Here is a 25,403-nt window from a genome sequence, read left to right on the forward strand (position 1 = left end):
AGAATGCAAAAGCGTTCGCAGTCATTGCCGTTCTTATTCATCGTGCCGTCAGTAAAACATGCCGGTTACTTTTTGCGCTTTTTCTCAAAAGCAGATTGATACATCTCTGCCAAGGCTTCATAATAGCCCCAAATCGTGCCTTTTGATTTAACGACGACATTGTAAAACCGGTCTTTAAAGTCGTCGCAAATGTCCGTGTTATTTTGGTAAATTTTCAGCGCACGCTCGTACATTGAAATCATACTCGCATAGAAATTATCATTCATATCGCCGTGACGGCGGGAGAATTCTGTCCCGGTTTCAACGTAAAAAAGCATCAGCTCAACCATCCGGCAATCATCGCCGGAGACTTTTTTGAAGTCTGTGATCGCTTTTTTGGCGACGTTCAGGCGAAGGCGTGTGATCCCTTCTTCCGGAAAGAATTCATCGTTAATTTGTTTTTTTGCTTTCAAATAAGCGGCTTCAATCGCATCTTCGCCGATAAATTTATTCGCTAGAAACTGTCTTGTATCATCGTTAAGGTCGTGCATTTCCTCGATTAAACCAATCAGCTCTTTGCGGTCAAGATCTTTCAACGCCTTTTTTAATTCGTTTGTTCGGATTGTTGTCATGTTATCTCCCACCTTTACGTGCAATAAGTGTACTCGTTTCTTCTATTTTACAACATAAAAAAGGGATAATCAGTATGATTTGTAAAATAGCTTTCAGAAAATTATTGATTGTCCGACGATAAACGAAAGTTACTGATGAAATGGCATCTTTGCCGGAGGAGGGATTCTATATGCAGCATGCGAAAAAAGTGATTGAGACAGACAGGCTGTATTTACGTGAATTTATTACAGCGGTCGCTGATTCTTTAGCTCAAGTGTTGTCGGATCCGGAGTCAATGAAGTATTATCCCGAACCTTTCAGTTACGAAAAAGTCGAGCGGTGGATTCAACAAAATATTCGATCCTATGAAATGAATAACCACGGGTTGTGGGCGGTGATATTAAAAGAAAACGGCCGGTTGATCGGTGACTGCGGAATCACGCTTCAAGAGATCGACGGCAAAGTATTGCCGGAAATAGGATATCACATCATCAAAGACTATTGGAATAATGGTTATGCATCTGAAGCGGCACAAGCTTGTTTAGAATATGCGTTCACGGTTTTGCGCCTTTCAAGTGTCTATTCTTATATGCAAGAAAAAAACATCCCGTCGCAAAAAGTCGCCGCGAAGATCGGGATGCAGTTTTGTGAGCAATTCGAAAAAAACAATGTTCGTCAGATTTTTTATGCTTGCGGGAATCCGAAAGCACTTTAACTAAAAAGAAGCGGTTAAGCAAATGATATCCGCCTCTATCCTTCATTCATTAAGAAATCGACTTATTTTTTATCTGGTTTGTTTTGTACCAGTCGAGTGTTTCTTTTAAAGAGGTTTCGAGCGGTGTGTGCGGCAGCGGACCGATGTGATCTTCGTACTTTTTCCCGTCAATAAAAACCGGCTGATCTGTCAAATAGAACATTTCTTTCATTTCCCGAACAGTCGGCTGGAAAAGGCCGATCATATTCAGCATCGATTTCGACATCGTCCGGGCCGATTTTTGATAATCGGTGACGGATTTTATGATGTGAATTAATTGATTCCCGGTGACCGGTTTGAGCGGAGGAATATTCCAATACTGATTATAAGCATGGTCATGAAGCGCGAGTTCTGCAAGCGCTTTGGCGGCGTCTTTTGTGTAGAGAAATTCGCGCGGCTGATCGAGCGGCCCGATAAATCGGGCTGATTTATTGTTGGCGACATCTTCAAAAGTGATATTCAAGATTGTATTTTCTGCGCGCGGACCAAAGACATCCGGCAAGTGGGCAATAATTGACGGGACCGGACTTTTTTCGATCTCTTGTTCCATTGCCAAACGGAGCTTTCCTTTGTTCGTCTGCGGGTTTTTCGAATTTGATTCCTTTAATTTATATCCGGGACTTGGTCCGTAAGCATAAATGTTGTCAGCAAAGACAAGATTCGCTTGATTGGTGCTGGCTGCTTCGAGGACGTTTTTTAAACAAAGCATGTGGTTTTCTTGCCAATCTTCATAAGGAAAGCTGATCGCATGAAAAATCGTGTCTGCGCTGTGGGCTGCATGGAGAATATCGTTTAAAACAAGGGCATTTCCCGGAATATAGCGGACCTTTCCGTCTCGTTCTGCATGAATGTCTTTCATCTTCGCTTCGTCGCGTGCAAACGCACGCACGTGAATCCCGCGTCCAACCAGTTCTTGGACAAGTGCTGAGCCGATCCCGCCTGATGCACCTAAGACAAGAACATCTTTCATCGTATACACCGCCTTTATGAAATTTTTATTCCGAAGATAAAGACAAAGAGAATGAAAAGGTAAACGATACGACAGTTTGTTATCATATACCCTTTTTCGAAAAAAGTATTCGTTATAACGAAAATGGTGCAAATAATTAATAAAAGCGTCATCCGAAGATGACGCTTTCGCTAAACTCAGTTATCAGGTGCAGAGATCGATAAAGATTACACGGCTTTTTCAAAGCATTTGATCATTTGCTGTTCAACGTCGGCTGCATGGTGACGGGCCGTTTCGTTATCAGTCAAGTTGAATAATGTCGTCGGTTTCGGCATGCCGACATACGTTTTTCCGCCGCTTTCAAAAACAGTGACTTTACACGGGAGGAAATATCCGGCCATCTTTGTTTCGTCGAGCATTTCTTTTGCCACGCCCGGGTTGCACACTTCTAAAATCCGGTATTCATCATCATAATCGAAACCTTTTTTGTGCAGGGTTGCTTTCACATCAAAATGCCAAAGGACGGCGAAACCTTCGTTTTGAAGCGAGGTTTCCAGCGATTGAATTAATTCATCGAGGTTTTTATCACTGCTGATTGTGTAATCGAATGTCATCGTTATTCCTCCTCGGGTATGATTGCGTTTCTCCTTTAAAGATAACAGTCTCTGACGGTTTTGACAAATAATCGGGGTTTGGCTTCGTTTGACTTCCCTGAAATCAGCTAGTACACTTTTGACTAGTAAACGGGACTTTTTCATATTGTTTCGCAATCTGAGAGCTGATAAGCTTTAACAAAAGAAGTAGTGATCTTCTTACGAGGACGCTGCTTTTTCGTATCTAAATACAACGAACAGGATGGTTAGCTGGATGAAAAATGCCGATATCAAGCAAGAAATTATCGACTTCAGTGAATCGATCGGTATTGATAAAATCGGATTTGCGTCAGCTGATCCGTTTGTCACGATGAAAGCGCGTTTAGCTGATCAGCAGGCGAACGATTATCAGTCGGGGTTTGAAAAGGGGACGATTGAAGAACGGACAGAGCCTGAACGGCTTCTTCCGGAAGCGAAATCGATCATTTCGATTGCGCTCGCGTATCCATCGAAAATGACGTCGCCGCCGCGTTCTAAAAAAGGAGAGCGCCGGGGGATTTTTTGCCGCGCTTCGTGGGGCGAAGATTATCATCATATTTTACGCCGCAAGCTTGAGCAATTGCAGACGTTTATCGCGGAGCGTTTCCCTGACGAATCATCGACGTATATGGTTGATACGGGCGAACTGCCGGACCGTGCTGTCGCAGAGCGGGCCGGCATCGGCTGGAGCGGAAAGAACTGTGCCATTATTACGCCGGGATTTGGTTCGTACGTGTACTTGGGTGAATTGATTACGACGGTTGATTTTGCGGCTGATACGCCGCTGTTTGATCAGTGCGGTACGTGCAATAAATGTGTCGATGCTTGTCCGACCGGGGCGCTCATTCAAGGCGGACAGCTCGATTCCGGCAAATGTATCGCTTATTTAACACAAACAAAAGATGTTTTACCGGAGCAATACCGAAAAAAAATCGGTAATCGGCTATACGGCTGTGATACTTGCCAAGTCGTCTGTCCGGAAAATAAAGGGGTCGATGTCCACCATCACCCGGAAATGGAACCGGACCCGGAAGTGGTGAAGCCGTTGTTAGTCCCGCTATTAACGATGAGCAACCGGGAATTTAAACAAAAGTTCGGCGCGATATCCGGAGCTTGGCGCGGGAAAAAGCCGATTCAGCGCAATGCGCTCATCGCCTTGGGGAATTTTAAAGATGAAACGGCGCTTGACGCTGTGTTCGACCGGCTTGAAAACGATCCGCGCCCGGTTATTCGTGCCACTGCAGCGTGGGCGGCAGCGGAAATTTCCTCGGAAAAACTGACAGCGGAGCGGATTCAAACGGCGCTTGAGCAGGAAGAGGATGAAACCGCGATAACAGAAATGACAAATGTGCTGAATCGTCTGAAACATGAAACGGGCGAAAAACGTAAATCAGCCGAAAGCAAAGCTTAAAATGAGCAGTATAGCGGGAGGGATTGCATGAGCAGTCGACCTTGGATTTATTACACAGAGACAGAAAGCATCGTCGGTCCGTTGACGATCGCGAAGACCGAAAAAGGGATTTGTTTTATACAGTATGGTTCGATCAAAAACAGTTGCTATCAAATGAAAGCGAGACTGAAAAAATTACAGTCTTGCAGTGAATTGACGCAAAAAGACGAGGTTTTTGACGAAGAAGTAAAACAATTAACGGAATATTTTCAAGGAACGCGTCAAGAATTTGAGTTGAAACTCGATTTAATGGGCACATCCTTTCAAAAAATGGTATGGCAAGAACTGATGAAGATTCCTTACGGCCAAACAGAAACGTATAAAAACATCGCCAAAGCGATCGGAGCTCCGAAAGCAGTCAGAGCGATCGGGGGAGCCAACAATCAAAATCCTGTTCCGATCATTGTTCCGTGCCACCGTGTCATTGGTTCAAATGGAGCGATGGTCGGTTACGGGTCGGGGATTGATATTAAAGAAACGCTGTTAAAACATGAAGGCGCATTGGAACCGACGTATTAAGTCAAGATCCGGCGGGAGTCTGCCGGATCTTTTTTTATCATCCCCAACTTTTGACACATGGATACAATCATGGGGTGTGATATGATAAGGTTAAATTTGAGAATTTAACATATTTTTTCATAATCTTGCCTGAAAGATTAGGTGTTTAATATGAGAATTGGTTCTTTTTTAAAGGGAGGCCTGTTAATTGTCGCTCTGCTTACAGCTTTAAATGCTTGCAACCATGCGGAAGCGACGCTTAAAGAGGCCAAAGAAGAAATGCCTTTTCCGGTGATCGGGCCTGACCCGCTGGCTGAGGAGTGGCAAATGGGGGAAACGCATGTAGAAGATGCGCTTGTCATTACGACGTTTCGGCATGAAGAGGATGACAGCCGTCAAATAGAGTTGATTCAAGACCCAACGATCCAAGGGTTGAAGATCGAAATGGTCCGCGACTTCTTAATCGCTGAAGATCAGACGATTTTGCAGGATGAAGCAGAGCGGCAAATGATTGAAACGTCTCGGTATGTAGGCGAAGTGACGTTCGAAACTCGAGACGACAACGATGTGCAGATGACCTTTGTGCAAAAAGAAGATGTGTATCAATCGCAAACGGATGATATCCCGTTTTATCAAGTGGCCGGACGCGATGTGTCTGTCCATGAGATGATTGATTTTGTTGAGGATTTGGATGTGTTAAACTCATAGGAAGCAGGGTGCTTGTCTGTTCGTTTGTGTTGACGAACGGACTTTTTGTGCGCTGAAGAGAAGAAATTGGACGAGGTGACAAGTGTGGGAATCCATGTGGTATTGCATGAGCCGGAAATCCCGGCGAATACAGGGAATATTGCCAGAACATGTGCGGGAACAAATACAGGGCTGCATTTAATTCATCCGCTCGGTTTTTCAACCGATGACCGGATGTTAAAACGAGCCGGGTGTGATTATTGGCCGAACGTCGATGTGCATCATTACGACTCGTTTGACGAACTGCGCCGCGCTTATCCGGACGCAGAGTTTTATTTTATTGAAACGATCGGCGGAAACCATTTGTATGAGTACAGTTACACCGATCCGGATAAAGATTACTTTTTTGTTTTCGGCAAGGAAACGAGCGGTTTGCCGAGGGAATTGACGGATGGAAACGAGGGGCGGTGCATTAAACTTCCGCAAACGGAACATATCCGTTCGCTGAATTTGTCGAACACGGCAGCGATTGTCGTCTATGAAGCATTGCGTCAACAAGCATTTATGCCTGTTCATCCGAAAAAACCCGTTGACTGATCACGTCAACGGGTTTTATTTTGCATTAATTTTTGTGCGGTTTTGTTTCGTAGCCGGCCGTGAATATGGAGATTAGAAATACAATACAGACTCCGAGGATTAGGATAAGATCCATGCCTGCGCCTCCTTTAGCAAGTTCTAATTTTAATATACCATGTTTCAAACGGAATGAAAACCGAGAAAGCGAATGCTCATTTCTTTTAACACGGTAAACACTATTATATAATGGTTAAAATATCAAATGTTAGGGTGTTGCCAATGTACGTTGTGATGAATGAACTGCATGTTCCTCCGGAGGGCAGGGAAAATGTTGCTGAACGATTCAGCAAAAGCGCCGAAAAGATGAAAGAAGTCCCCGGGTGTCTCGATTTTATGTTTTTGCATCCGGCGAATGGCGAACATGATCAAGTCGTATTGACAAAATGGTCATCAAAAGAAGATTATCACAACTGGATTAACAGCCAGTCATTTAAGGATGCGCATAAAAAACGCCGGGAAAACTTGGATGAAAGCCCGACACAAGGAAATACGATCTTTGAATACGAAGCTGTCCATCATTTAGAATAATCGGTTGAACCCGCGGCGGTGCCGCGGGTTCAGATTTTTAGACAAATTATTATTTTGACGTCAGCCACGCAGCCGCTACCCTCCGCTTGCCCCGGGCAAGGACTCAGCTAGTATTCGGCGGTCTCAGACCGCCGAATCCGGATCTTCGTCTCTTGATTTCCCGGAGGCGTTGGAGGAAGTGGCTGTGCGGCTTCCTTTATTATGAAAACACTCGATTCAAAGAAGGAGGATGACCCAGCATTCCGGCTTATTCCCGCGGGTTTTGCAGTTTGAAGGGGATGACGGAATCCGTAAACGATCGGATCGCAAAAGACGCTCGCAAATTTTACAAATTATTCAAATTTTGACGGGGTTTTCTTGCACTCGAGCTGTTTTTGGCACTGTGAGTAAGTATTTCATTCCATAAAAATGTAAAATAAAGCTCTGGGATCTGTTTGGAAGGGATCTGCCATCCTGCGACTGCTTGTCGCGGGATGAATCAGCTTGCTGTCTGCCAAAGAAACAGGTAAAATTTAGAATATTACGGTATACATACAGTTAGGAGACACTCGTGATGAAAAATGCTTATTTAACAAGCCATTTTCCGCTTATAGCGATCATATTGTTCAGCATGTCGTTTTCGATTTATTCCGGAACGATGGTGATTGATTACTTACAAGAACTCGGCCTCTATAGCGGAATGATCGAATTTTTTTCTGAACGGGGCATTCAGCTGACGCTTTTGTTTGTTTTATGGTTTTTCTATTTTATGGTTTTTGCAGCAATGAAATTAATCGCTGATACGGTGAACGAGTTGTCGCTTCTTTTTTTCTCAAAAGATGAAGAAGGCAAAGAGCTGCAAAAGGTTCGGCGCGGATCGTGGGTTTTCTTGATTTTTTCGATCATCTCAGTAATTGCGGTTGTTAACGGGTTTTTACTGGTGGCTGTTTTTTTAGCAGGGTGTGTCATTTATTTCTTCTATTTCATTTACAAAGTAAGCGAATCATTATCCGCTGGTGCGTTAATGGGACTGATCTTTTTTCACATTTTGTTTTGGGCGACGTTCTTGCTTGCCGTGTCATACGCGATGCTGATTCTTTATAACAGTGTGATCGCCAGCTTGCCGATTTAATCGTAAGGCGAAAGGAAGACACGCGCAGCCTCCGCTGCGCGTGTCATTTATTTTACCGGTTCATGATTTGCCGCCATAACCTTGTGTGCAGGTGGCTGCTGCTTTCGTCCATCAGAGATTCAGGGGAGTCCTTGCCGACCCACAGCCCGGCAGTGTAGTCATCGTCTGATCCGACAAACCATAAATCGTAAAACTCATTGGTTGTGCCGGTCTTTCCGCCTAAAAACCCGGAAGTATCAAATCCGGCTTCGCGGCCGGTGCCCTCGGATATGACGCCGCTTAACATCGTACGAATCTGTTCGGCTGTTTGTTTTTCAAAAATGTCTTCAGCGGATTCGTTCCATTCATAGAGAACATCGCCGTTATGATCTTTTACTCGTTGGATGGCTCGAGGTTCCTGATACATTCCGTCGGCAGCAAAGACTGTATACGCCGCCGTTAATTCATTGACCGAGACGCCGTGTGTGAACCCGCCGAGTGCAGCAGGAAGCCGGTAGTCACTGTCATTGAGCTGTTTGAACTGAAACGGTTCGATATAAGCAAAGGATTCTTCAACCCCGGTTTGATCCATCATTCTGACAGCAGCGGTGTTGTAAGATTGTGTGAAGGCTTCTGTCATCGTGACTTTGCCGTACTCGTTGCCGCCGAAATTTTCAGGTTCATAGCCGTTACGTTCAAACGGACCGGCATTGATCAACGATTCCGGCGTTTGGTTTGTTTCATTCAAATAAGGCGCAAACACGAGCAGCGGTTTAATCGCTGAGCCCGGCTGCCGAAACGATTGATAGCCGCGATGGTAATCAAACAGCTGATAATCGGTGCCGCCTGTGATGGCAGCAATCGAATGATTGCGGTGATCGATGATCGACACCGCGCCTTGAATGTCGCTTCCGGACAGCTCTTGATTCAGCTGTCTTTGCGCATGATCTTGCAATGCCGGGTCCAGACCGGTTTCGATCGTGACCCCTTCGGCAAGCACTTCATTCGTCCGCGCCTGCAGCGGATCTTCTTCGCCGTTGCCTTCATTTTCCGCTCCGGTTTGTTCCGGATCGGAATACCTTTCTTCTTCTGCAATCAATTCTTTTAATTCATGATAAACATAAGCGACGTAGTCAGGATATTCCTCACGCCGAGACGTATCGGTCAGTTCAATCGTTTCTTCAAGCGAGGCTTGATAATCGTCCTCATCGATCACGTCTTCTTCAAGCATGCGCGAAAGCACCCATTTTTTACGTTCGTCGGTGCGCTCTTGATGTTCAAGCGGATTGTAATGGCTCGGATTGTTCGGGATCGAAGCGAGAAATGCCGTCTCTGCGTAAGTCAGTTCACTGCTCGATTTGCCGAAGTAATACTCAGCCGCAGCTTCTATCCCGTAAACCCCGTTGGCAAAGTAAATCGTGTTGATATACTTTGCCAAAATATCTTCTTTTGTCAGCGTGCGCTCGAGCTGATAGGCGTGGAGCAATTCAGAAATTTTTCGTTCGTAAGACTGGCTGTGGGTTAAAAAAGCATTGCGCGCCAGCTGCTGCGTAATCGTGCTTCCTCCTTGTTCGACGCCGTCACTTTGCATATTGACTAGAAAGGCTCGGGAAATGCCGGTTATATCAAAGCCCGGGTGATCGAAAAATAACCGGTCCTCCGTTGCTAAGAAAGCGTCTTTCACATACGAAGGAATATCATCGTAATTGAGCTCGATTCGGTTTTCAGCACCGTAAACCTCATAGACGACGCTGCCGTTTTTATCGCTGATGTAACTGTTCGTAGATAAATGAATATCATTGGCGTCGATCGATTCGTCCAGTACGGTATGGATCGAGCGGGTATTGGCGGCTTCTTTCGTGAATTCGATAAAGAGAAGTCCAAATATGCTGATGAAAATAACAACTGCAACCGTGCCGACTATAGCTCTCATCTTCAGGGCTCCTCCCCTGTCCTTTTGACTACATTTTACGCCTTTTTAACAGCAAAAGGAAGATCAACGTGTGATTTCAGCTGTGACGCGAGGATGAATTCCAAAAAAGCGCTAAAAAAATCGGTTTGAATCCTGTATAATCCGGTTATTAAGAGTGAATATTGATAAAAAGATCATGGAGGACAAACAATGAAACAGGATATTTTTCGCCGATCCCGGTCGGACAAAATATGGCTGAAGAATGCTTGGAAATTGACGAAAATCGCAGTGATTACCTTGATTATTTTCATTGGGGTGCGCGAATACTTATTTGCCGATTATGTAGTTGATGGACGATCGATGATGCCGACCGTGAACGACGGTGATCGGGTGATTGTGAATAAAATCAGCTATGAATGGGAAGATCCGGAGCGCTTTGATATGATTATTTTTCCGGTTGATCATGAGACCGACTATATTAAGCGTGTCGTCGGTTTGCCGGGAGATGAAATAAAATTTGAAAATGACGAATTGTACGTAAACGGGGAACTGATCGATGAACCTCATCTTGAAGACTTGAAACAATTGTCACTTGAAGAGTCGTTTACGGAAGATTTTACGTTAAGCGATTTGACGGGGGAAGAAGAGGTGCCTGAAGGAGAACTGTTTGTTTTAGGCGATAATCGGCAAAATAGTGTCGACAGCCGGCATATCGGTTTTATAAATAAGGATTTAGTCATCGGCGAGGCGGATATTACCGTGTGGCCGATGAATAAAATCGGCTTCTTGCCGTAAAGCTTAATGGCTGAAACCCCGCTTGCTTTCCCGGAGGCGCGAGCGGAGCGGCAATCCGGCTCACATCTTAATATCAGGTTGTCTGCAGTTTAAACGGAGCGCCCGTCAAGGGTGCTCCGTTTGTTTAATGTTTCGCTTTTTTTAGCTTCGTCACGATAAACGCAGCAGAACGATAAACTGCGAACAATAACAACGCAGTTAAAAGCGACCCGGCCATATAACCGGCGCTGAAGTTGCGCTGTGTAACCCATTCCTCATTTAATCCGACAAAGATGCCGACGATCACGGCAATGGCAAGTAAACTGAATATCAGGATATATTCGCGTTTCGTCTCTTTCGGAGCGTTATTTTCAATATTTTGTGCGGCCATCCGATCCCCTCCAGTGTCACGTGCTTTCAAAGTCTATTATAGCGGCCTGATCACGAACGTGCAATTTCGAATTCCTGACATTGACGGGGGCGAATTGGAATATTATGCTTAAAAAAGTAACAGTAAGGGGGAGGTTCATATCCGCTATTTCGTGATCTTGGCAGCGGTATTTCTTACAGCGTGCGCCGAAAATACGGCTGTTAACAATGAGCCGGATGAAACAGAACGCCGCGTAGTAGCAGAAACAGAGAGTGAAGATTATCTCTTACGGGCTGTCTCAGAGCAGGCTCTGTACGAAGAAGACGATGAAGTGAAGGTGCGTGTGAAATTAATGTATACCGGTTCAGACGAATCGAAGGAAATTCGTGGTGACGACTCGCCCTTCCAAATTAGCTGGTCAAACATTGATCAAAATATCTCTTGGACACCGCGTGTTCAAGACAGCGCTTCATCGATCGTTTTAGAAGCGAATGAATGGTACGAGGAAGTGTATACAGCGGCAGAAGCAGCGGACGGGACAGATGAAAGCGAGTCGTTTTTTGCAGATTTGCAAACGGAACAGCGTTTTCCAGCCGGTGAATATGAACTGGAAGTCGATGCTGAGTTCTTGCCTGTCAACAGTGAAAACGGGGAGCTGGCCGAAGAATGGATCTCAGCGTCGTTAGTTTTTGAGGTAGAAAGATGATCGTGATCCGTGTGTGATCGGACTGGAGCGGTATATTCGTGGACATTTACATGGCCGTTGTCTGGCTGTTAATACTTTTTATGCTGATAGGCATTGCAGACAAAATAACCGGCAACCGTTTCGGTTACGGCGAAGCGTTTGAAGAAGGGTTCCGTGCAATGGGCCCGCTCGGTTTAGTCATGATCGGAATGATTTCTGCCGCGCCGGTTCTTGCCGATTGGATCCAGCCGGCTGTTGTGCCGCTTTTTCAATTCATTGGAGCAGATCCGGCTGTTTTTTTCGGCATGCTTTTGGCGATTGATATGGGCGGATACTCGCTTGCGCTGGAACTGGCGGAGACACCGGAAGCGGGTTTATTTGCTGGTGTCATCCTGGCAACGATGATCGGTCCGGTATTTGTGTTTACGATACCGGTCGCTTTGGGGTTGATCAACCCGAGTGATTATTCGATTTTGGGAAAGGGCATGATTATTGGCCTGATTCCTGTGCCCGCAGGTGCGTTTGCGGCCGGCGCGCTGATGGGAATGCCGTGGCAAGCGATCTTTGTGCAGCTCATTCCGGTGCTCTTCTTAACAGCTGTGCTCGTCATTGGGATGTCGGCGGTTCAACCGCTGATGATCCGTTTATTTATTATTGCCGGACGGGGCATCATCGTCTTAACGACGGTATTAATCGGGATTGTCGGTGTCCAGGAGCTCTCAGGCGCGGTTATCGTTGAAGGGATGACCCCGTTTGCAGAATCGATGGAGATTATTGGAGTTATTGCACTTGTGTTAGCAGGGGCGTTTCCGTTTGTTCATTTTATCAAACGTTCGGCACTGCCGCATTTACAACGGCTTTGCGGGAAAAAACCGCTTGATGATGAAGGGCTTGCAGGCTTTATCTCGCAATTTGCGCACAGCATTCCGATGTATAAACGACTGGATCAGATGGGGGAGCGCGCGAAACTGATTAATATTGCGTTTTCTGTCAGCGGCGCGTTTGTGCTTGGTGCTCACCTCGGTTTTACAGCTGCTGTTGAACCGAATCTTGTTATACCGATGATTGCGGGGAAACTGACGTCCGGTGTTCTTGCTGTATGTCTTGCTGATCAATATTACCGATGGTCTCATTAAGTTTTTCTTCGTGATACTGCCGCTTTTTGTCGTGGCGGCCGCTTCCGTAAAAATGCGTTTTTGCCTCATGCCAATCGCGCCAAAAACGGTGCCACTTTTTTTGGTATGTTTGCGCTGTCGGTTTCTTTTGCATACATGATCCCTCCAAATAAGCACTTATTATACATATATTCCCGCTGTGAACTGAATGAAACGCTGAGATAAATTGAAAAAAATCATTTTTAAAAAAACGGTTTATTCTTAAACGAGAACATGGTATAGTGAAATTACCTTGAAAGCGCTTAAGGTTTTATTTTAAAAGAAAGAGGTCAGACATCGTACCTTTATTTTTTTGATTTTGTAAACGTTTTACTTTTAAATTAACTATGAACTTTTGTAAAGATCTATGTCATAATAGGGTAGAAACCGTAATAAATATTCAATTTTTGCGGTTAAATATAATTATATTTAAGGGGGATCTTAAGAATGAAAAAACGATCAACAGTACTTTTGTCATCAGTGTTGGCAGCAACAACAGTGCTAGCGGCTTGCGGAGAAAATAATGAGACGACCGATGTTAATGAGAACGCTGGCAACAACAACGCAGAAAACAATGCGGAAAACAATGAAAATAACGATGGTGAAGAAGCAGCTGAAGGCGACTTCTCAGCGAAAATGGTTACGGACACCGGCGGGGTAGACGACCGTTCCTTTAACGAATCCGCTTGGGAAGGTTTGACAACGTTTAATGAAGACTATCCTGAAACAGAAGTTGATTATATCCAATCAGATGATTCCGCTGACTATCAGCCGAACTTGAACCAGCTTGCCCGTGAAGGAACAGATATCACATTCGGAATCGGTTTCCTTATGCTTGATGATATCCGTACCGTTGCAGAACAAAACCCGGAGCAAAACTTCGCCCTCGTTGACGATGAAGTATTAGATGGTGACGATGAGCCGGTCGATAACGTTGCGAACATTCTGTTTGCTGAACATGAAGGTTCTTTCCTTACCGGCGTGGTTGCAGCGATGCACACAGAGACTGACCATGTCGGCTTTATCGGCGGTGTTGAAAGCCCGCTGATTGAAAAATTCCGTAACGGTTTTGAAGCCGGCGTCAACTATGTTGATGAAGATATTGAAATTTCTTCGCAGTACGCACAAGACTTTAACGATCCAAACCAAGGCCAGCAAATTGCTGACTCCTTCTACGGTAACGATGCGGACATTATTTATCATGCTGCCGGCGATACAGGAAACGGGCTCTTTACTGAAGCGATCGACCGACGTGAAGGCGGAGAAGAAGTCTGGGCGATCGGGGTCGACCAAGACCAGGCGCTTACTGAAGGCGAATATTCTGACGGCAACGTCATTTTGACATCAATGGTGAAGCGGGTCGACCAAGCCGTTTATGAAGTCGCTGAAATGACGATGAACGGTGAATTCCCAGGCGGTGAAACGCTTGAATTCGACCTTGAAGATCAAGGTGTCGGCATTGCCGAAACGCAAGACAACGTTTCTGACGAAGCGTTGGAAGCCGTTGAAGAGTACGAAGCAGAGATTCTTAACGGTGAGATCGAAGTGCCGCAAACTGAAGATGAACTGGAAGAGTTCTTAGCAGATCTCTAAACCGCGATGTTAAGCTAGACCACTTATAAAATGTTAACAGAGGCTAGTCTCAGCACTAGCCTCTGTTAATGATCCTGATAGGGGTGTTGAATCATGGACTATGTTATTGAGATGAATAATATCCGCAAAGAATTTCCCGGGATCGTTGCGAATGATAATATTACGCTGCAAGTCAAACAAGGCGAAATTCATGCATTGTTAGGAGAGAACGGAGCTGGGAAATCAACTTTAATGAACGTCTTGTTCGGCTTGTATCAACCTGAACAAGGAGAGATTAAAGTTCGCGGAGAGAAAGTGGATGTGACGGACCCGAACGTTGCTGACAGACTCGGGATCGGCATGGTGCATCAGCATTTTATGCTCGTCGAAAAATTTACAGTAACAGAAAATATCATTTTAGGCTCAGAACCAAAAAGCCGCGGCGCGATCGACATTAATAAAGCGCGCAAAGACGTCAAAGAAATTTCTGACCGTTATGGACTGCGGGTCGATCCGGATGCAAAAATTGAAGATATTTCGGTCGGGATGCAGCAGCGTGCGGAAATTTTAAAAACGCTCTACCGCGGATCGGAAATACTGATTTTTGATGAACCGACAGCGGCGTTGACCCCGCAAGAGATCTATGAATTGATGTCGATTATGCGCAATTTAATTAACGAAGGAAAATCGATCATTTTGATCACGCATAAGCTAAAAGAAATTCAAGAGATTTGCGACCGTGTCACAGTAATCCGTCGCGGGAAAGGTGTCGGCACTGTTGATGTTGAAGGGATGACAGAAACCGGCTTAGCGGAAATGATGGTCGGGCGTGAAGTCACGTTTGAAGTGCAAAAAGGCGAAGCACAAGTCGGTGAAACGGTCTTGAATTTGAAAGATCTCGTCGTTGAAGACGCCCGCGGCTATGATATCGTTGATCACTTGAACTTGGAAGTGAAGTCGGGCGAAATTCTCGGTGTCGCCGGCGTAGACGGGAATGGTCAAACAGAACTCGTCGAAGCATTGACGGGTCTTCGCGAAGTGAAATCCGGCTCGATATCCTTAAATAACAAAGATATTACCGATTATAAACCGCGAAAAGTAACCGAAGCCGGTGTCGGTCATATCCCGCAAGACCGTCATAAATACGGACTCGTTATGGACTTTACAATCGGTGAAAATATTTTGTTGCAGCAATATTATCAAAAGCCGTACACGAACAACGGCATTATGGATTATAAAAAACTGTACGAAAAAGCAGAATCTTTAATCGAGGAATATGATGTCCGTACCGCCAGTTCGCATACGTTGGCGCGCTCCCTTTCAGGCGGTAACCAGCAAAAGGCGATTATCGCGCGCGAAGTTGACCGTTCGCCGGACTTGTTAATCGCCGCTCAGCCGACACGCGGCTTGGATGTCGGAGCAATTGAATTTATTCATGATAAATTAGTCGAAGAACGTGACAGCGGCAAAGCGGTATTGCTCGTAAGCCTGGAAATGGACGAAGTCTTGAACGTCAGCGACCGGATTGCGGTTATTTATGAAGGGAAAATTGTTGAAATTGTCGATGCAAAAGATACCGACGAAAATGAACTCGGTCTCCTTATGGCCGGCGGTAAACAGGAAGCAGGTGAAGCGGAATGATCAGAGATTTTTTAAGAAGCAGGGCATTTGGCCTGGTTGTCCCGTTAATCGCGGTTGCGTTCGGTTTGATTGCCGGCGCCGTGATTATGCTGTTGAGCGGAAATAATCCGATTGACGGTTATTCCGGTCTGATCGGCGGCATCTTCGGAGATATGTATTACTTCGGTGAAACGCTCAGGGCGATGACACCGCTGATTTTATCAGGGCTGGCGTTTGCGTTTGCTTTTCGTACCGGTTTATTAAATATCGGCGTGGAAGGCCAAGTAATTGTCGGCTGGTTTGCCGCAGTTATTGCCGGAATCTCTTGGGATGCGCCCGGAATCATCCATCTGCCGACAGCGTTGATGGCCGGTGCCTTGGCGGGAGCTTTATGGGCGTTTGTCCCGGGGATTTTAAAAGCCAAACTGCACGTTCACGAAGTTATCGTATCAATTATGATGAACTATATTGCCTTGCACGTTGTCAACAGTTTAATTCGAGGGGTCTTTCTTGATACCGGCCAGCGGACAGCGTTTGTACCGGACTCGGCTTCGTTGTCGTCTGAATGGCTGCAGGGAGTTACAGACTTTTCCCGGCTGCACTGGGGCTTTTTGATTGCATTGGCTGCAGCTGTAGTGATGTGGTTTTTGCTTTGGAAAACGAAAAAAGGGTTTGAATTCCGTGCGGTCGGCTTTAACCAAAACGCTTCCTTATATGCCGGGATGAATGTCAGCGGCAATATTACGAGCTCGATGTCGATCTCCGGAGCGTTTGCCGGTTTAGCCGGTGCGGTCAGCGGACTCGGAACGTACGGCTATATTGAAATTTTCAATACGTTTACGAATTTAGGCTTTGATGGAATTGCCGTTGCGCTTCTCGGTAACAGCAGCTCGATCGGTATCGTCCTCTCCGCTTTCTTATTCGGCGGTTTGAGCGAAGGTTCCGGGAATATGCAGGCGGCTGCCGGCGTTGCACCTGAATTGGTTGAAATTATCATTGCCTTGATTATTTTCTTTGTTGCATCCAGTTATTTGATCAGATGGATTTACAAACGGCTGGACAGCATCCGAAAGGGGGAGAAATAAATGGATTTATTTCTGATAATCCTTTACACGATTGTCCCGGCTGCGCTCATTTCAGCGACTCCCCTTTTATTAACAGCGATGGGCGGATTGTTCAGTGAACGTTCCGGTGTTGTTAACATTGGTTTGGAAGGTTTAATGGTTTTCGGAGCTTTTTCCGGGATACTTGGAACATTGTTTTTCGAATCGTTAGGCTTTGGCATGCTGTCACCATGGCTAGGGATTTTGACAGCGGCAATTATCGGCATGATCTTTTCTCTGTTCCACGCGGTTGCATCAATTTCTCTGCGTGCCGACCAGATTGTCAGCGGTGTTGCCTTGAACATTCTTGCTGTCGGTCTAGGGGTTTATATCACACGTGAAATCTTTGATGCCGGACAAACACCGACGATTTCAGCACGGTTGTTCCGTCAGGATGTTCCGCTGTTAAGCGAAATCCCGATTATCGGCGACATGTTCTTTTCTCGCGTGTATCCGACGACATGGGTCGCCTTTTTACTCGTGATTGTCGTCTGGTTCGTCGTCTTTAAGACACCGTTTGGCCTTCGGCTCCGCTCAGTCGGTGAGCATCCGGCAGCGGCGGATACAATGGGAATCAACGTAAACAGAATGCGCTATATCGGCGTCATGCTCAGTGGACTCTTCGGCGGCATGGGCGGCGCGATTTATGCGATTACTGCAGCGGGAAGCTTCTCCGGCGGAACGATTACCGGCCAAGGCTTTATGGCACTCGCCGTTTTGATTTTCGGTAAGTGGCATCCGTTTGGCGCCTTTGGCGCGGCGTTGTTCTTCGGTTTAGCGCAGGCGCTCAGTATTTCTGCTCAATCGATTCCCGGCTTGCAGGATGTTCCGCAAGTCTTCATGCTCATCTTGCCTTACGTCGTGACAATTCTTGCGCTTGCCGGAGTTGTCGGAAGAGCGACACCGCCGAAAGCGATGAATACGCATTACGAAAAAGGTTCAAGATAATACGAATGATCAAACCTGAGAGCGCGGAGGATTCCGCGCTCTCAGAGTGTTGACAAAGTCATGATATCGTTAGATGTCCTATTAAAAGGAACGGATGACTACGCATCGTCCGGCTTCTTTCACCTGAAGGTATCACTGCGACATCGGCTCAAAAAGACTTCGCCGTGTCTTACTAGTCCGCGGGCGAGCGCCGAACCGCTTCGGGCTTATGCCCTGCAGGGTCTCGCCTGTCTCGCTGTCCCGCAGGAGAAAGCCGGGATGCTGGGTCATCCTCTTTTTGAAGCGGGTGTATTGATAAAAAAGAAGCCATGCATCCACTCCTCCGACGCCTCCGGGAAAGCAAGAGACGAAGATCCGGATTCGGCGGTCTCGGGCCGCCGAATCCTAGCTGAGTCCTTGCCCGGGGCAAGCGGAGGGTAGTGGATGCATGGCTTACGTCAAAATAATAGTTTGTCTACACCTTGAGAGCGCGGAGGAGTCCGCGCTCTTTTATATATTCAAGTCCTGATTCGAAAAAATCGTGCAAAAGGATATCATTTTCACTGAAGGTCTTTTATACTATATGAGGAGCAGAGAGGGGTGGGTTATTTGGGAGTAAGTATCCCGTACTTTTATCGTAGAGGCTGTACATGCAGGATTTGTCATTCCGCTTTTTCTTCAAAAAAATTACGATCACGTTACATCCGTTTGAAAGAAAACCATGCGGATTTTCACAAAGAATATAAAGATCCTTTGTTGAATCCGCTGTTATACGAAGTTTACGTATGTCCGGCATGCGGATACAGTTTCACCGATCAATTTGATGATGTTACAGAAGCAGAATGTATCGCAGCGTTTAAAGATAAAATCTCTGCTAACTGGGGACATCGGGACTTTTCGGCTGAACGCAGTTATGAAGATGCGTCTGATGCTTATAAATTAGCGCTTGTTGCTTCTGAGCTGACAGAGCAGCCGTACGTTGTACGCGGTGCTGTCTGCATGCGGCTCGTGTGGATCAGCCGTTTTCTTAATAATCAGCGCGAAGAAGCGCGTTTTCGCAGACAAATGCTCGAGCATTACAAACGTTCTTATTTAAGCGGAGATTTTCGCGATAAAGGGATGAGTGAACTGGCCTTGCTGTTTTTACTCGGTGAGTACAACCGGCAGGAAGCTAATTTCACCGACGCGCAACGATATTTTTCTAACGTGATCGAACATAAAAACCGTCACTTAGAACCAAAAATCGTTGAAGCGGTAAGAAACCAATGGTATGAACTACGCAGCGAGCAAAAGACCGGCCGATAAAATAAGAAGAGGGGCAAAACATTGGAAGCAGATCAAATTAATGCGGTATACAAAGCAACAAAGTCGATCATGGCCAATCATTTTGGCGCAGACATAACGAGAGGTCAGCCGAGCATCTCCGGGGCTTCGATTCCATCCGATGACGTGTCAGTTGTTTTAGGGGTGAAAGGTCAGCTCGCGGGACAAATCATTTGTTCGCTCACATACCAGACAGCGCAAAAAATAATCGCTGCGATGATGGGCGGTGCCAAAGTCGAGCAGATTGACGAAATGGGCTGGAGCGCGATTCAAGAGTTCGGTAACTGGATCGCGGGATCGACGGCAACAGAACTTTCAGAAGTCAATTATCTTACGGATGTTTCACCCCCGATTGTGAATGAGGGTGTATCCAAATTTCATTCCAGCAGCAAGTTCATTACGATTCCGATTGATTCTTCATTAGGACTGCTTTCTGTGCACATCTCGCTTGCTCAATAAGCATCAAGCCTGAATCCTGTATGGATCAGGCTTTTTTAATCTGCTAAAAGAGGGAATTGGCTATTGTATGGGTGTTTCAACGGTGATAGAGTAATTGTATTCAAGGAGGCTGAGAGCGATGCTGCATCGACACAACCGGTATGATAAACAGAAAAAGGATATGAATCGTCAGCTCGTTCAAATGTTTACGATTCTTGATCAAATGCTCGCAGATTTAAGCAGTTATAAAGCGGAAAAAAAGCCGTCAAAGGCGGATGAAATAACAAAACTCGAAGAAGAGATTAACAAGAAAGAAAAATCGCTTGAACAGACGGTGATCGATTTACTCTCCGTGCAGCATGCGACCGTTAAAGATATGCGCGATTTTTTAAGCAAGATGAAGATGAGCCGCGATTTAGAGCGAATCGGCGATCATATTATCAGTCTGTTAAATACCTTTCAGCGGACAGGATCCCTTCCGGCATGGATGCTTGAGGAATTAGATTCGATCATCAGCATGGAAAGAAAGATGCTTGAAAAAATAAAAGATGGTATCTTAGATGAGAATGATCGAGTCATTAAAGAGACGATTGCGATGGATGATCAGATTGATCACTCTCATATGGTGCTGTTTGAAAAACTGGTCCGGGATATGAAAGAATCGGGTATCGATGCAGATACAGGAGCGGAACTGATTATGATACTGCGCTTTTTAGAGCGGCTCGGCGATCATATTGTCAACATCGGTGAGGCGTATTTAGATTTTAAAAGCTGATTGAAGGGATCTTGAAAATGAGTGTATTACTGAGTTTTATCGGCGGGATCGGTATCTTTTTGTACGGTATGTACTTACTCAGCAGAGGGATGCAGCGGGTAGCTGCAACGAAAATGAAAGAGTACATTTCCGGCATAACAGATAACCGGTTTAAAGGATTTTTTGTCGGAATGATCTCAACGTTTATGATGCAATCAAGCGCTGCAACGTCGGTGATTGCTGTCGGTCTCGTCGGCAGTTCAGTTATCGCGTTATGGCAAGCGCTTGGTATCGTCATGGGCTCGGCTGTCGGGACGACATTCACTGTTCAGCTCCTGGCCTTGGATATAACGGAATATTCGACGATCTTTATCTTTATCGGTGTGATTTTAACGGTCTTTGTAAAAAAAGAAAAAGCGCGCTCGGTTGGTTCAGCGTTTGTCGGCTTCGGTTTTATATTTTTCGGGATCAAAACGATGTCTGATGCCTTGGAACCGCTCAGCGAGAGCGATGCGTTTTTACAGTTTTTCAGTTCGTTGCAAGAATTGCCGCTTGTGCTTATTGCAATCAGCTGGTTGTTAACCGTGGCCACGCACAGCAGTGCGACGGTCATTGTCATCGGGATGTCGCTCGCGGCAACAGGTGCGCTGACGGCAGCCGGCATTTTGCCGCTCTTGTTAGGGGCCAATATCGGCAGCACGTTCCCCGCGCTGATTTCAAGCCTTGCTTCTTCAAAAGAAGGGAAAAAAGTGGCTTTTTCCTATTTTATATTTAAATTCAGCGGCGCGCTCCTGCTCTTGCCGCTTATCTATGTATTGCCTGATTATTTTCACGTTATTCCCGGGACAATCGAAAGACAAATCGCCAATGTTCATACTTCGTTTAACTTGATTGTCGCGGCGCTTTTCCTGCCGTTTGTCATCTCATTTGCAGCGATGATTAACCGCTTGTTTCCGGAAGAAGAGGCGTTAGAAGAAGAGGAAGGCATTCATTTTGATCAGTCCTTGGCGGATTATCCGGAAGAAGCGATCGATCAGATGAGCATTGAAGTGAAAAAAATCGCCGACACCGTGTATAATGACATGATAGGATGGCTTCCGGCATTGTTTTATTATACTGAAGATGCCCGCAACCATGTGATTGATACAGAAAAACGGATCGACCGTGCTTATAAAGATATTCAAAATTTCCTGCTTAAAGTCGGGCAGCAAGATTTATCTGAAAAGCAGTCTGACCGGGAAATCCGGCTATTATACGTGTTGAATGATTTAGAGCATATCGGTGATATCGTAAAAAATGTCGCGGATTCGCTTGATAAGAAAAAATCGCAAGGCGTTGTCTTAAATGATGATGACCGGCCTTATATTCTGAATTTGTATGAAGAAGTTTCAAAGTCAATGCTGACGGCTTTTGAGTCCTTTAAAGAGAAAGACAACGAGAAAGCGAAGCAAGTGATCGATAATCACACAGCGTTTATACAAATGGAAAAAGATTTGCGGTTTGAATATTTTAATAACCGCATCGCCCGTGAAGAAACAGAAAATGTCCACAACGATCCGTATGTGGATCTGTTAACGAATTTATTGCGTATTCATCAGCACGGCGTAAACATTTCGCAAACGATGCTGGGGATTGTGTAAGGCGTCAATCAATTTGACTAAAATAAAGGAGGCTGACAATGAGCGAACTGGATATGTCCAAGTTTGAAACGAAAATTACCGTGCGGCAAATCCGTCACGAAGATATAGACGAAATTATCGAGCTGTCGCTGACGTGTTTTCCGGATATGGAAGCATGGAGCCGCAGCCATCTGCTGAGCCACCTCGAAATTTTTCCCGAAGGTCAGATCTGTGTCGAAGCGGATGGGAAAATTATCGGCTCGTCTTCAAGTTTAATGATTAATTTTGACGAGTACGACGACAGTCATACGTGGGATGAAATCACCGACGAAGGTTATATTACAAACCACGACCCGGAAGGATACAACCTGTACGGCATTGAGGTCGCGGTCCACCCGGATTACCGGCGGATGAAGATCGGCCGGCGCCTTTATGAAGCGAGAAAGGACCTTGCGCGTAAATTGAATTTAAAAAGCATTGTCATTGGCGGGCGGATTCCGAATTACAAAAACTATGCTGATGAACTGTCTCCGCGGCAATACGTGGAAGAAGTGATGCATCACAACATTTACGATCCGGTATTAACGTTTCAAGTGATGAACGGCTTTACGTTAAAACGGGTGAACCCGAAATATTTAATGGATGATGTCGCGTCAATGCGTTATGCGACGCTGATGGAATGGAACAACATTGACTATCAGCCGATGACGAAACGCCATTTTAAAACCGCATTTCCGGTCCGAATCTGTGCGGTGCAGTACATGATGAAAAAGATTGACTCGTTCGACGAATTCGCGCAGCAGTCTGAATATTACGCCAACGTCAGCGCCAGTTACGGCTCCGACTTCGTCGTGTTTCCGGAAATTTTCACCACGCAGCTGCTCTCGTTTATCGAAGAGAAGAGTGCGTCGCAAGCGATTCGCCGCCTGACCGATTTCACGGAAGATTACATCAATCTGTTCAATGAGCTGGCGATTAAATACAACGTTAATATTATCGGCGGTTCGCATTTTGTTGAAGAAGAAGGAAAAATTTATAATATTGCGTACTTGTTCCGGCGCGACGGGACGATCGAGAAGCAATACAAGATTCACATTACGCCGAATGAACGGAAGTTTTGGGGGATTCACGGCGGAGATAAGGTAGAAGTGTTTGATACCGACTGCGGCAAAATCGCGATTCAAATTTGTTATGACATTCAATTTCCGGAGTTAGGCCGGATTGCAGCTGAAAAAGGCGCGAATATGATTTTCTCGCCGTTTTGTACCGATGAGCGTCAAGGCTATTTGCGCGTGCGCTACTCAGCGCAAGCCCGGGCGGTGGAAAACCAGCTTTACACAATTATCACCGGGACAGTCGGCAACTTGACGCACGTTGAAAATATGGACATTCAGTACGCACAGTCGGGGATCTTTACGCCGTCAGATTTCGCGTTCCCGCGCGACGGCATTGTCGGTGAGTCGCACCCGAATATCGAAACGATTGTTCTCGGCGACGTCGACCTTGAACTTTTAAGGCGGAGCCGAAAATCCGGCAGCGTCACGCAGCTAAAAGACCGGCGGCCGGATTTGTATGACGTGCAGTACAAGTATTAATCACAAAGCACTTCAAGTTTGACGAGCTGCTTGCTTGAAGTGCTCTTTCATAACAGAGGCATTGCTGACAGATGAGGTATTCTGAGAGGGGAAGGGTATCATGAACGGTTTCGGATCTGAAGTGATTCCGGCAATCCGGGAGTTAAAAGATTTAGACAAGATTGTTGAAACGGATTTTCAATATGTCGCGTTGTTAAATATGCACATTGGACAGTTGCGCAGTGTAGTGAAAAAGCTTCATCAGCACGAAAAGAAAGTACTGCTGCATGCCGACCTTGTGCAGGGATTAACGAGCGATGAATACGCCGCGCAGTTTTTATGCCGCGATATCAAGCCGGACGGGCTGATATCAACGCGCAAAAATGTATTGTTAACAGCTAAAAAAGCGAAAATACTTACAATTCAGCGGGCATTTTTACTGGATTCGAAAGCGCTCGAATCGAGCTTTCATATTTTGGAAACTGTCCAGCCGGACTACATTGAGGTGCTGCCCGGTGTGATTCCGCACATTATCCAAGAGATTTATGAAAAAGCGAATGTTCCGGTGATTGCCGGCGGATTGATTCGTACAGATGAAGAAGTCGCATCAGCGTTAACCGCGGGAGCTGTCGCGGTGACGACGTCGCGGAGAGAACTTTGGAAACCGGATCGTTTAGAAACATAACAAAGATGCTATACTAATAACTGTAAAAAAGATTGACAGCGCTTACAAATTTGTGCTTTAATTAAAAGCAGAAAAGTTAATAGCTTTTTTTCGTGGAGACACTGAGATACCAGCGGAAATCGTTCCCGGACCATGGCCGGGTTGATTTTTTGCTGGTATTTTTTTCGTCTTCATGACTACTTTATTCTTGAGGGGGAATAAGGATGTCACCATTGTTAGCAGAATTTATCGGCACGATGATGCTCATCGTGTTCGGCGGCGGAGTCGTTGCCGGAGTTGTTTTGAAAGGTACGAAGTCAGAAGGTGCAGGCTGGGTTTTGATTAGTTTTGCTTGGGGTCTCGGTGTTGCGATGTCGGTTTATATGATCGGCGATATTAGCGGCGGTCATATTAATCCGGCTGTCACGGTCGGTTCAGCCGTTGTCGGCGACTTTGCCTGGAGCATGGTTCCCGGTTACATTGCGGCCCAAGTGACGGGAGCTTTCACAGGAGGCGCGTTGATCTTTGCGATGTATTATCCGCATTTCAAAGCGACGGAAGATCAAGGGGCAAAACACGGTGTTTTTGCTACGGCACCGGCGATTAAGCACACACCGTCGAATTTTTTCAGTGAGGTTCTCGGCACATACGTCTTGCTTTTTGGTATTATGGCGTTAGGGGCCGGCGACATGTCAGCCGGACTTGATCCGTTAGTCACCGGATTTCTCATTGTTGTCATCGGCATGTCACTTGGCGGAACGACCGGGTATGCGATCAACCCGGCGCGGGATCTCGGGCCGAGAATCGCCCACGCACTGCTGCCGATTCCGCGAAAAGGTAATTCCGGCTGGTCTTACGCGTGGATTCCGATTGCCGGACCGATTATCGGCGGATCGCTAGGAACGTTGTCGTATGTCGCTTTCTTTAACGGGATTATTTATCCGGCATTGTGGCTGTTTATTCTGCTGTTTATCACCGTCCAAGGTTTAACGATTTGGATAAACAAGAAAGATGCTGTTGCCGAAGACGTTGATGAAACGGTTCATAATAAAGCGAAATTAGAAGCTCAATAAGTTTTTATCACAATACAAGGGGTGAA

General features: G+C 45.9%; 27 protein-coding genes. 22 read left to right on the plus strand and 5 right to left on the minus strand.

Annotation, left to right across the window (positions count from 1 at the left end; all coding sequences use genetic code 11):
* Positions 1 to 65: 65 nt before the first annotated feature.
* Complete coding sequence (locus tag EDD67_RS11640; protein ID WP_121440168.1) at positions 66 to 611, minus strand: DUF6155 family protein; 546 nt, start codon at positions 609 to 611, stop codon at positions 66 to 68.
* 170 nt (positions 612 to 781) lie between these two features.
* On the opposite strand from EDD67_RS11640, the gene EDD67_RS11645 reads away from it, so the two are divergent.
* Positions 782 to 1,306 (plus strand): GNAT family N-acetyltransferase, encoded by a 525-nt coding sequence (locus EDD67_RS11645; RefSeq protein WP_121440169.1) that lies wholly within the window; start codon positions 782 to 784, stop codon positions 1,304 to 1,306.
* A gap of 49 nt (positions 1,307 to 1,355) precedes the next feature.
* On the opposite strand, the gene EDD67_RS11650 is transcribed toward EDD67_RS11645, so the two are convergent.
* Positions 1,356 to 2,315: an NAD-dependent epimerase/dehydratase family protein gene (locus EDD67_RS11650; protein WP_121440170.1), complete on the minus strand. Its 960-nt coding sequence runs from the start codon at positions 2,313 to 2,315 to the stop codon at positions 1,356 to 1,358.
* Positions 2,316 to 2,521: 206 nt separating this feature from the next.
* The gene (locus EDD67_RS11655; RefSeq protein ID WP_121440171.1) at positions 2,522 to 2,908 is read right to left on the minus strand and encodes a DUF302 domain-containing protein; all 387 of its coding nucleotides are present in this window, start codon (positions 2,906 to 2,908) and stop codon (positions 2,522 to 2,524) included.
* A gap of 253 nt (positions 2,909 to 3,161) precedes the next feature.
* Here EDD67_RS11655 and queG point away from each other — a divergent pair, with 253 nt between their 5' ends.
* The 6 genes from queG to EDD67_RS11685 all read left to right on the plus strand — a co-directional run bounded on the left by queG (position 3,162) and on the right by EDD67_RS11685 (position 7,836).
* Positions 3,162 to 4,337, plus strand: a complete 1,176-nt coding sequence (queG, locus tag EDD67_RS11660) for a tRNA epoxyqueuosine(34) reductase QueG (protein WP_121440172.1) — start codon at positions 3,162 to 3,164, stop codon at positions 4,335 to 4,337.
* A gap of 27 nt (positions 4,338 to 4,364) precedes the next feature.
* On the plus strand, positions 4,365 to 4,895 hold the full coding sequence (locus EDD67_RS11665) for a methylated-DNA--[protein]-cysteine S-methyltransferase (protein WP_093072789.1): 531 nt from the start codon (positions 4,365 to 4,367) through the stop codon (positions 4,893 to 4,895).
* A gap of 150 nt (positions 4,896 to 5,045) precedes the next feature.
* Positions 5,046 to 5,582 carry a hypothetical protein gene (locus EDD67_RS11670; protein ID WP_121440173.1) on the plus strand — a complete coding sequence of 179 codons (537 nt, stop codon included), beginning with the start codon at positions 5,046 to 5,048 and terminating at the stop codon, positions 5,580 to 5,582.
* Positions 5,583 to 5,666: 84 nt separating this feature from the next.
* A complete protein-coding gene (locus tag EDD67_RS11675) occupies positions 5,667 to 6,158 on the plus strand; it encodes a tRNA (cytidine(34)-2'-O)-methyltransferase (RefSeq protein WP_186805996.1) in 492 nt (163 codons plus the stop codon).
* Between the two features lie 258 nt (positions 6,159 to 6,416).
* Positions 6,417 to 6,725, plus strand: coding sequence for an antibiotic biosynthesis monooxygenase family protein (locus EDD67_RS11680; RefSeq protein ID WP_121440174.1), 309 nt, complete (start codon positions 6,417 to 6,419; stop codon positions 6,723 to 6,725).
* Between the two features lie 553 nt (positions 6,726 to 7,278).
* On the plus strand, positions 7,279 to 7,836 hold the full coding sequence (locus EDD67_RS11685) for a YufK family protein (RefSeq protein WP_121440175.1): 558 nt from the start codon (positions 7,279 to 7,281) through the stop codon (positions 7,834 to 7,836).
* A gap of 52 nt (positions 7,837 to 7,888) precedes the next feature.
* Here EDD67_RS11685 and EDD67_RS11690 read toward each other — a convergent pair whose 3' ends face one another.
* Entirely contained in the window at positions 7,889 to 9,748 is a 1,860-nt protein-coding gene (locus EDD67_RS11690; RefSeq protein ID WP_121440176.1) for a transglycosylase domain-containing protein, read from the minus strand.
* Between the two features lie 189 nt (positions 9,749 to 9,937).
* Here EDD67_RS11690 and lepB point away from each other — a divergent pair, with 189 nt between their 5' ends.
* Positions 9,938 to 10,522, plus strand: coding sequence for a signal peptidase I (lepB, locus tag EDD67_RS11695; protein ID WP_121440177.1), 585 nt, complete (start codon positions 9,938 to 9,940; stop codon positions 10,520 to 10,522).
* 124 nt (positions 10,523 to 10,646) lie between these two features.
* On the opposite strand, the gene EDD67_RS11700 is transcribed toward lepB, so the two are convergent.
* On the minus strand, positions 10,647 to 10,892 hold the full coding sequence (locus EDD67_RS11700; RefSeq protein WP_093072783.1) for a hypothetical protein: 246 nt from the start codon (positions 10,890 to 10,892) through the stop codon (positions 10,647 to 10,649).
* 151 nt (positions 10,893 to 11,043) lie between these two features.
* On the opposite strand from EDD67_RS11700, the gene EDD67_RS11705 reads away from it, so the two are divergent.
* The 14 genes from EDD67_RS11705 (at position 11,044) to EDD67_RS11770 (ending at position 25,377) form a co-directional block, all read left to right on the plus strand.
* Positions 11,044 to 11,577, plus strand: a complete 534-nt coding sequence (locus tag EDD67_RS11705; RefSeq protein ID WP_123875843.1) for a hypothetical protein — start codon at positions 11,044 to 11,046, stop codon at positions 11,575 to 11,577.
* A 38-nt stretch (positions 11,578 to 11,615) separates the two neighbouring features.
* Complete coding sequence (locus EDD67_RS11710; RefSeq protein ID WP_121440179.1) at positions 11,616 to 12,692, plus strand: ethanolamine utilization protein EutH; 1,077 nt, start codon at positions 11,616 to 11,618, stop codon at positions 12,690 to 12,692.
* A 465-nt stretch (positions 12,693 to 13,157) separates the two neighbouring features.
* Complete coding sequence (locus EDD67_RS11715) at positions 13,158 to 14,303, plus strand: BMP family lipoprotein (protein WP_121440180.1); 1,146 nt, start codon at positions 13,158 to 13,160, stop codon at positions 14,301 to 14,303.
* A 93-nt stretch (positions 14,304 to 14,396) separates the two neighbouring features.
* On the plus strand, positions 14,397 to 15,923 hold the full coding sequence (locus EDD67_RS11720; RefSeq protein ID WP_121440181.1) for an ABC transporter ATP-binding protein: 1,527 nt from the start codon (positions 14,397 to 14,399) through the stop codon (positions 15,921 to 15,923).
* Entirely contained in the window at positions 15,920 to 16,987 is a 1,068-nt protein-coding gene (locus EDD67_RS11725; RefSeq protein ID WP_121440182.1) for an ABC transporter permease, read from the plus strand. Before EDD67_RS11720 ends, EDD67_RS11725 begins: the two co-directional genes overlap by 4 nt.
* A complete protein-coding gene (locus EDD67_RS11730) occupies positions 16,988 to 17,953 on the plus strand; it encodes an ABC transporter permease (protein ID WP_093072777.1) in 966 nt (321 codons plus the stop codon).
* Between the two features lie 60 nt (positions 17,954 to 18,013).
* Positions 18,014 to 18,373 carry a hypothetical protein gene (locus EDD67_RS11735; protein WP_121440183.1) on the plus strand — a complete coding sequence of 120 codons (360 nt, stop codon included), beginning with the start codon at positions 18,014 to 18,016 and terminating at the stop codon, positions 18,371 to 18,373.
* Between the two features lie 159 nt (positions 18,374 to 18,532).
* The gene (locus tag EDD67_RS11740) at positions 18,533 to 19,237 is read left to right on the plus strand and encodes a DUF2225 domain-containing protein (protein ID WP_158638231.1); all 705 of its coding nucleotides are present in this window, start codon (positions 18,533 to 18,535) and stop codon (positions 19,235 to 19,237) included.
* A gap of 21 nt (positions 19,238 to 19,258) precedes the next feature.
* Complete coding sequence (locus EDD67_RS11745; protein WP_121440185.1) at positions 19,259 to 19,714, plus strand: chemotaxis protein CheX; 456 nt, start codon at positions 19,259 to 19,261, stop codon at positions 19,712 to 19,714.
* A gap of 118 nt (positions 19,715 to 19,832) precedes the next feature.
* Positions 19,833 to 20,468, plus strand: a complete 636-nt coding sequence (locus tag EDD67_RS11750) for a phosphate signaling complex PhoU family protein (protein WP_121440186.1) — start codon at positions 19,833 to 19,835, stop codon at positions 20,466 to 20,468.
* A 17-nt stretch (positions 20,469 to 20,485) separates the two neighbouring features.
* Positions 20,486 to 22,087, plus strand: coding sequence for a Na/Pi cotransporter family protein (locus tag EDD67_RS11755; RefSeq protein ID WP_121440187.1), 1,602 nt, complete (start codon positions 20,486 to 20,488; stop codon positions 22,085 to 22,087).
* A 38-nt stretch (positions 22,088 to 22,125) separates the two neighbouring features.
* Positions 22,126 to 23,661: a GNAT family N-acetyltransferase gene (locus tag EDD67_RS11760; protein ID WP_121440188.1), complete on the plus strand. Its 1,536-nt coding sequence runs from the start codon at positions 22,126 to 22,128 to the stop codon at positions 23,659 to 23,661.
* A 100-nt stretch (positions 23,662 to 23,761) separates the two neighbouring features.
* Positions 23,762 to 24,325, plus strand: coding sequence for a glycerol-3-phosphate responsive antiterminator (locus EDD67_RS11765; RefSeq protein WP_093072771.1), 564 nt, complete (start codon positions 23,762 to 23,764; stop codon positions 24,323 to 24,325).
* A 203-nt stretch (positions 24,326 to 24,528) separates the two neighbouring features.
* Entirely contained in the window at positions 24,529 to 25,377 is an 849-nt protein-coding gene (locus EDD67_RS11770; protein ID WP_121440189.1) for an MIP/aquaporin family protein, read from the plus strand.
* The last annotated feature ends 26 nt before the right edge of the window (positions 25,378 to 25,403 follow it).

The sequence above is a fragment of the Salisediminibacterium halotolerans genome, assembly GCF_003814815.1.
GTDB lineage: Bacteria > Bacillota > Bacilli > Bacillales > Salisediminibacteriaceae > Salisediminibacterium > Salisediminibacterium halotolerans.

Coding starts and splice junctions, on each gene's coding strand:
- EDD67_RS11655 (WP_121440171.1), bottom strand. CDS start 2,908: ATGACATTCGATTACACAATCAGCAGTGATAAAAACCTCGATGAATTA.
- EDD67_RS11725 (WP_121440182.1), top strand. CDS start 15,920: ATGATCAGAGATTTTTTAAGAAGCAGGGCATTTGGCCTGGTTGTCCCG.
- EDD67_RS11690 (WP_121440176.1), bottom strand. CDS start 9,748: ATGAGAGCTATAGTCGGCACGGTTGCAGTTGTTATTTTCATCAGCATA.
- EDD67_RS11700 (WP_093072783.1), bottom strand. CDS start 10,892: ATGGCCGCACAAAATATTGAAAATAACGCTCCGAAAGAGACGAAACGC.
- EDD67_RS11730 (WP_093072777.1), top strand. CDS start 16,988: ATGGATTTATTTCTGATAATCCTTTACACGATTGTCCCGGCTGCGCTC.
- EDD67_RS11770 (WP_121440189.1), top strand. CDS start 24,529: ATGTCACCATTGTTAGCAGAATTTATCGGCACGATGATGCTCATCGTG.
- EDD67_RS11755 (WP_121440187.1), top strand. CDS start 20,486: ATGAGTGTATTACTGAGTTTTATCGGCGGGATCGGTATCTTTTTGTAC.
- EDD67_RS11645 (WP_121440169.1), top strand. CDS start 782: ATGCAGCATGCGAAAAAAGTGATTGAGACAGACAGGCTGTATTTACGT.
- EDD67_RS11640 (WP_121440168.1), bottom strand. CDS start 611: ATGACAACAATCCGAACAAACGAATTAAAAAAGGCGTTGAAAGATCTT.
- EDD67_RS11720 (WP_121440181.1), top strand. CDS start 14,397: ATGGACTATGTTATTGAGATGAATAATATCCGCAAAGAATTTCCCGGG.
- EDD67_RS11715 (WP_121440180.1), top strand. CDS start 13,158: ATGAAAAAACGATCAACAGTACTTTTGTCATCAGTGTTGGCAGCAACA.
- lepB (WP_121440177.1), top strand. CDS start 9,938: ATGAAACAGGATATTTTTCGCCGATCCCGGTCGGACAAAATATGGCTG.
- EDD67_RS11760 (WP_121440188.1), top strand. CDS start 22,126: ATGAGCGAACTGGATATGTCCAAGTTTGAAACGAAAATTACCGTGCGG.
- queG (WP_121440172.1), top strand. CDS start 3,162: ATGAAAAATGCCGATATCAAGCAAGAAATTATCGACTTCAGTGAATCG.
- EDD67_RS11680 (WP_121440174.1), top strand. CDS start 6,417: ATGTACGTTGTGATGAATGAACTGCATGTTCCTCCGGAGGGCAGGGAA.
- EDD67_RS11670 (WP_121440173.1), top strand. CDS start 5,046: ATGAGAATTGGTTCTTTTTTAAAGGGAGGCCTGTTAATTGTCGCTCTG.
- EDD67_RS11650 (WP_121440170.1), bottom strand. CDS start 2,315: ATGAAAGATGTTCTTGTCTTAGGTGCATCAGGCGGGATCGGCTCAGCA.
- EDD67_RS11735 (WP_121440183.1), top strand. CDS start 18,014: ATGATATCGTTAGATGTCCTATTAAAAGGAACGGATGACTACGCATCG.
- EDD67_RS11765 (WP_093072771.1), top strand. CDS start 23,762: ATGAACGGTTTCGGATCTGAAGTGATTCCGGCAATCCGGGAGTTAAAA.
- EDD67_RS11665 (WP_093072789.1), top strand. CDS start 4,365: ATGAGCAGTCGACCTTGGATTTATTACACAGAGACAGAAAGCATCGTC.
- EDD67_RS11750 (WP_121440186.1), top strand. CDS start 19,833: ATGCTGCATCGACACAACCGGTATGATAAACAGAAAAAGGATATGAAT.
- EDD67_RS11685 (WP_121440175.1), top strand. CDS start 7,279: ATGAAAAATGCTTATTTAACAAGCCATTTTCCGCTTATAGCGATCATA.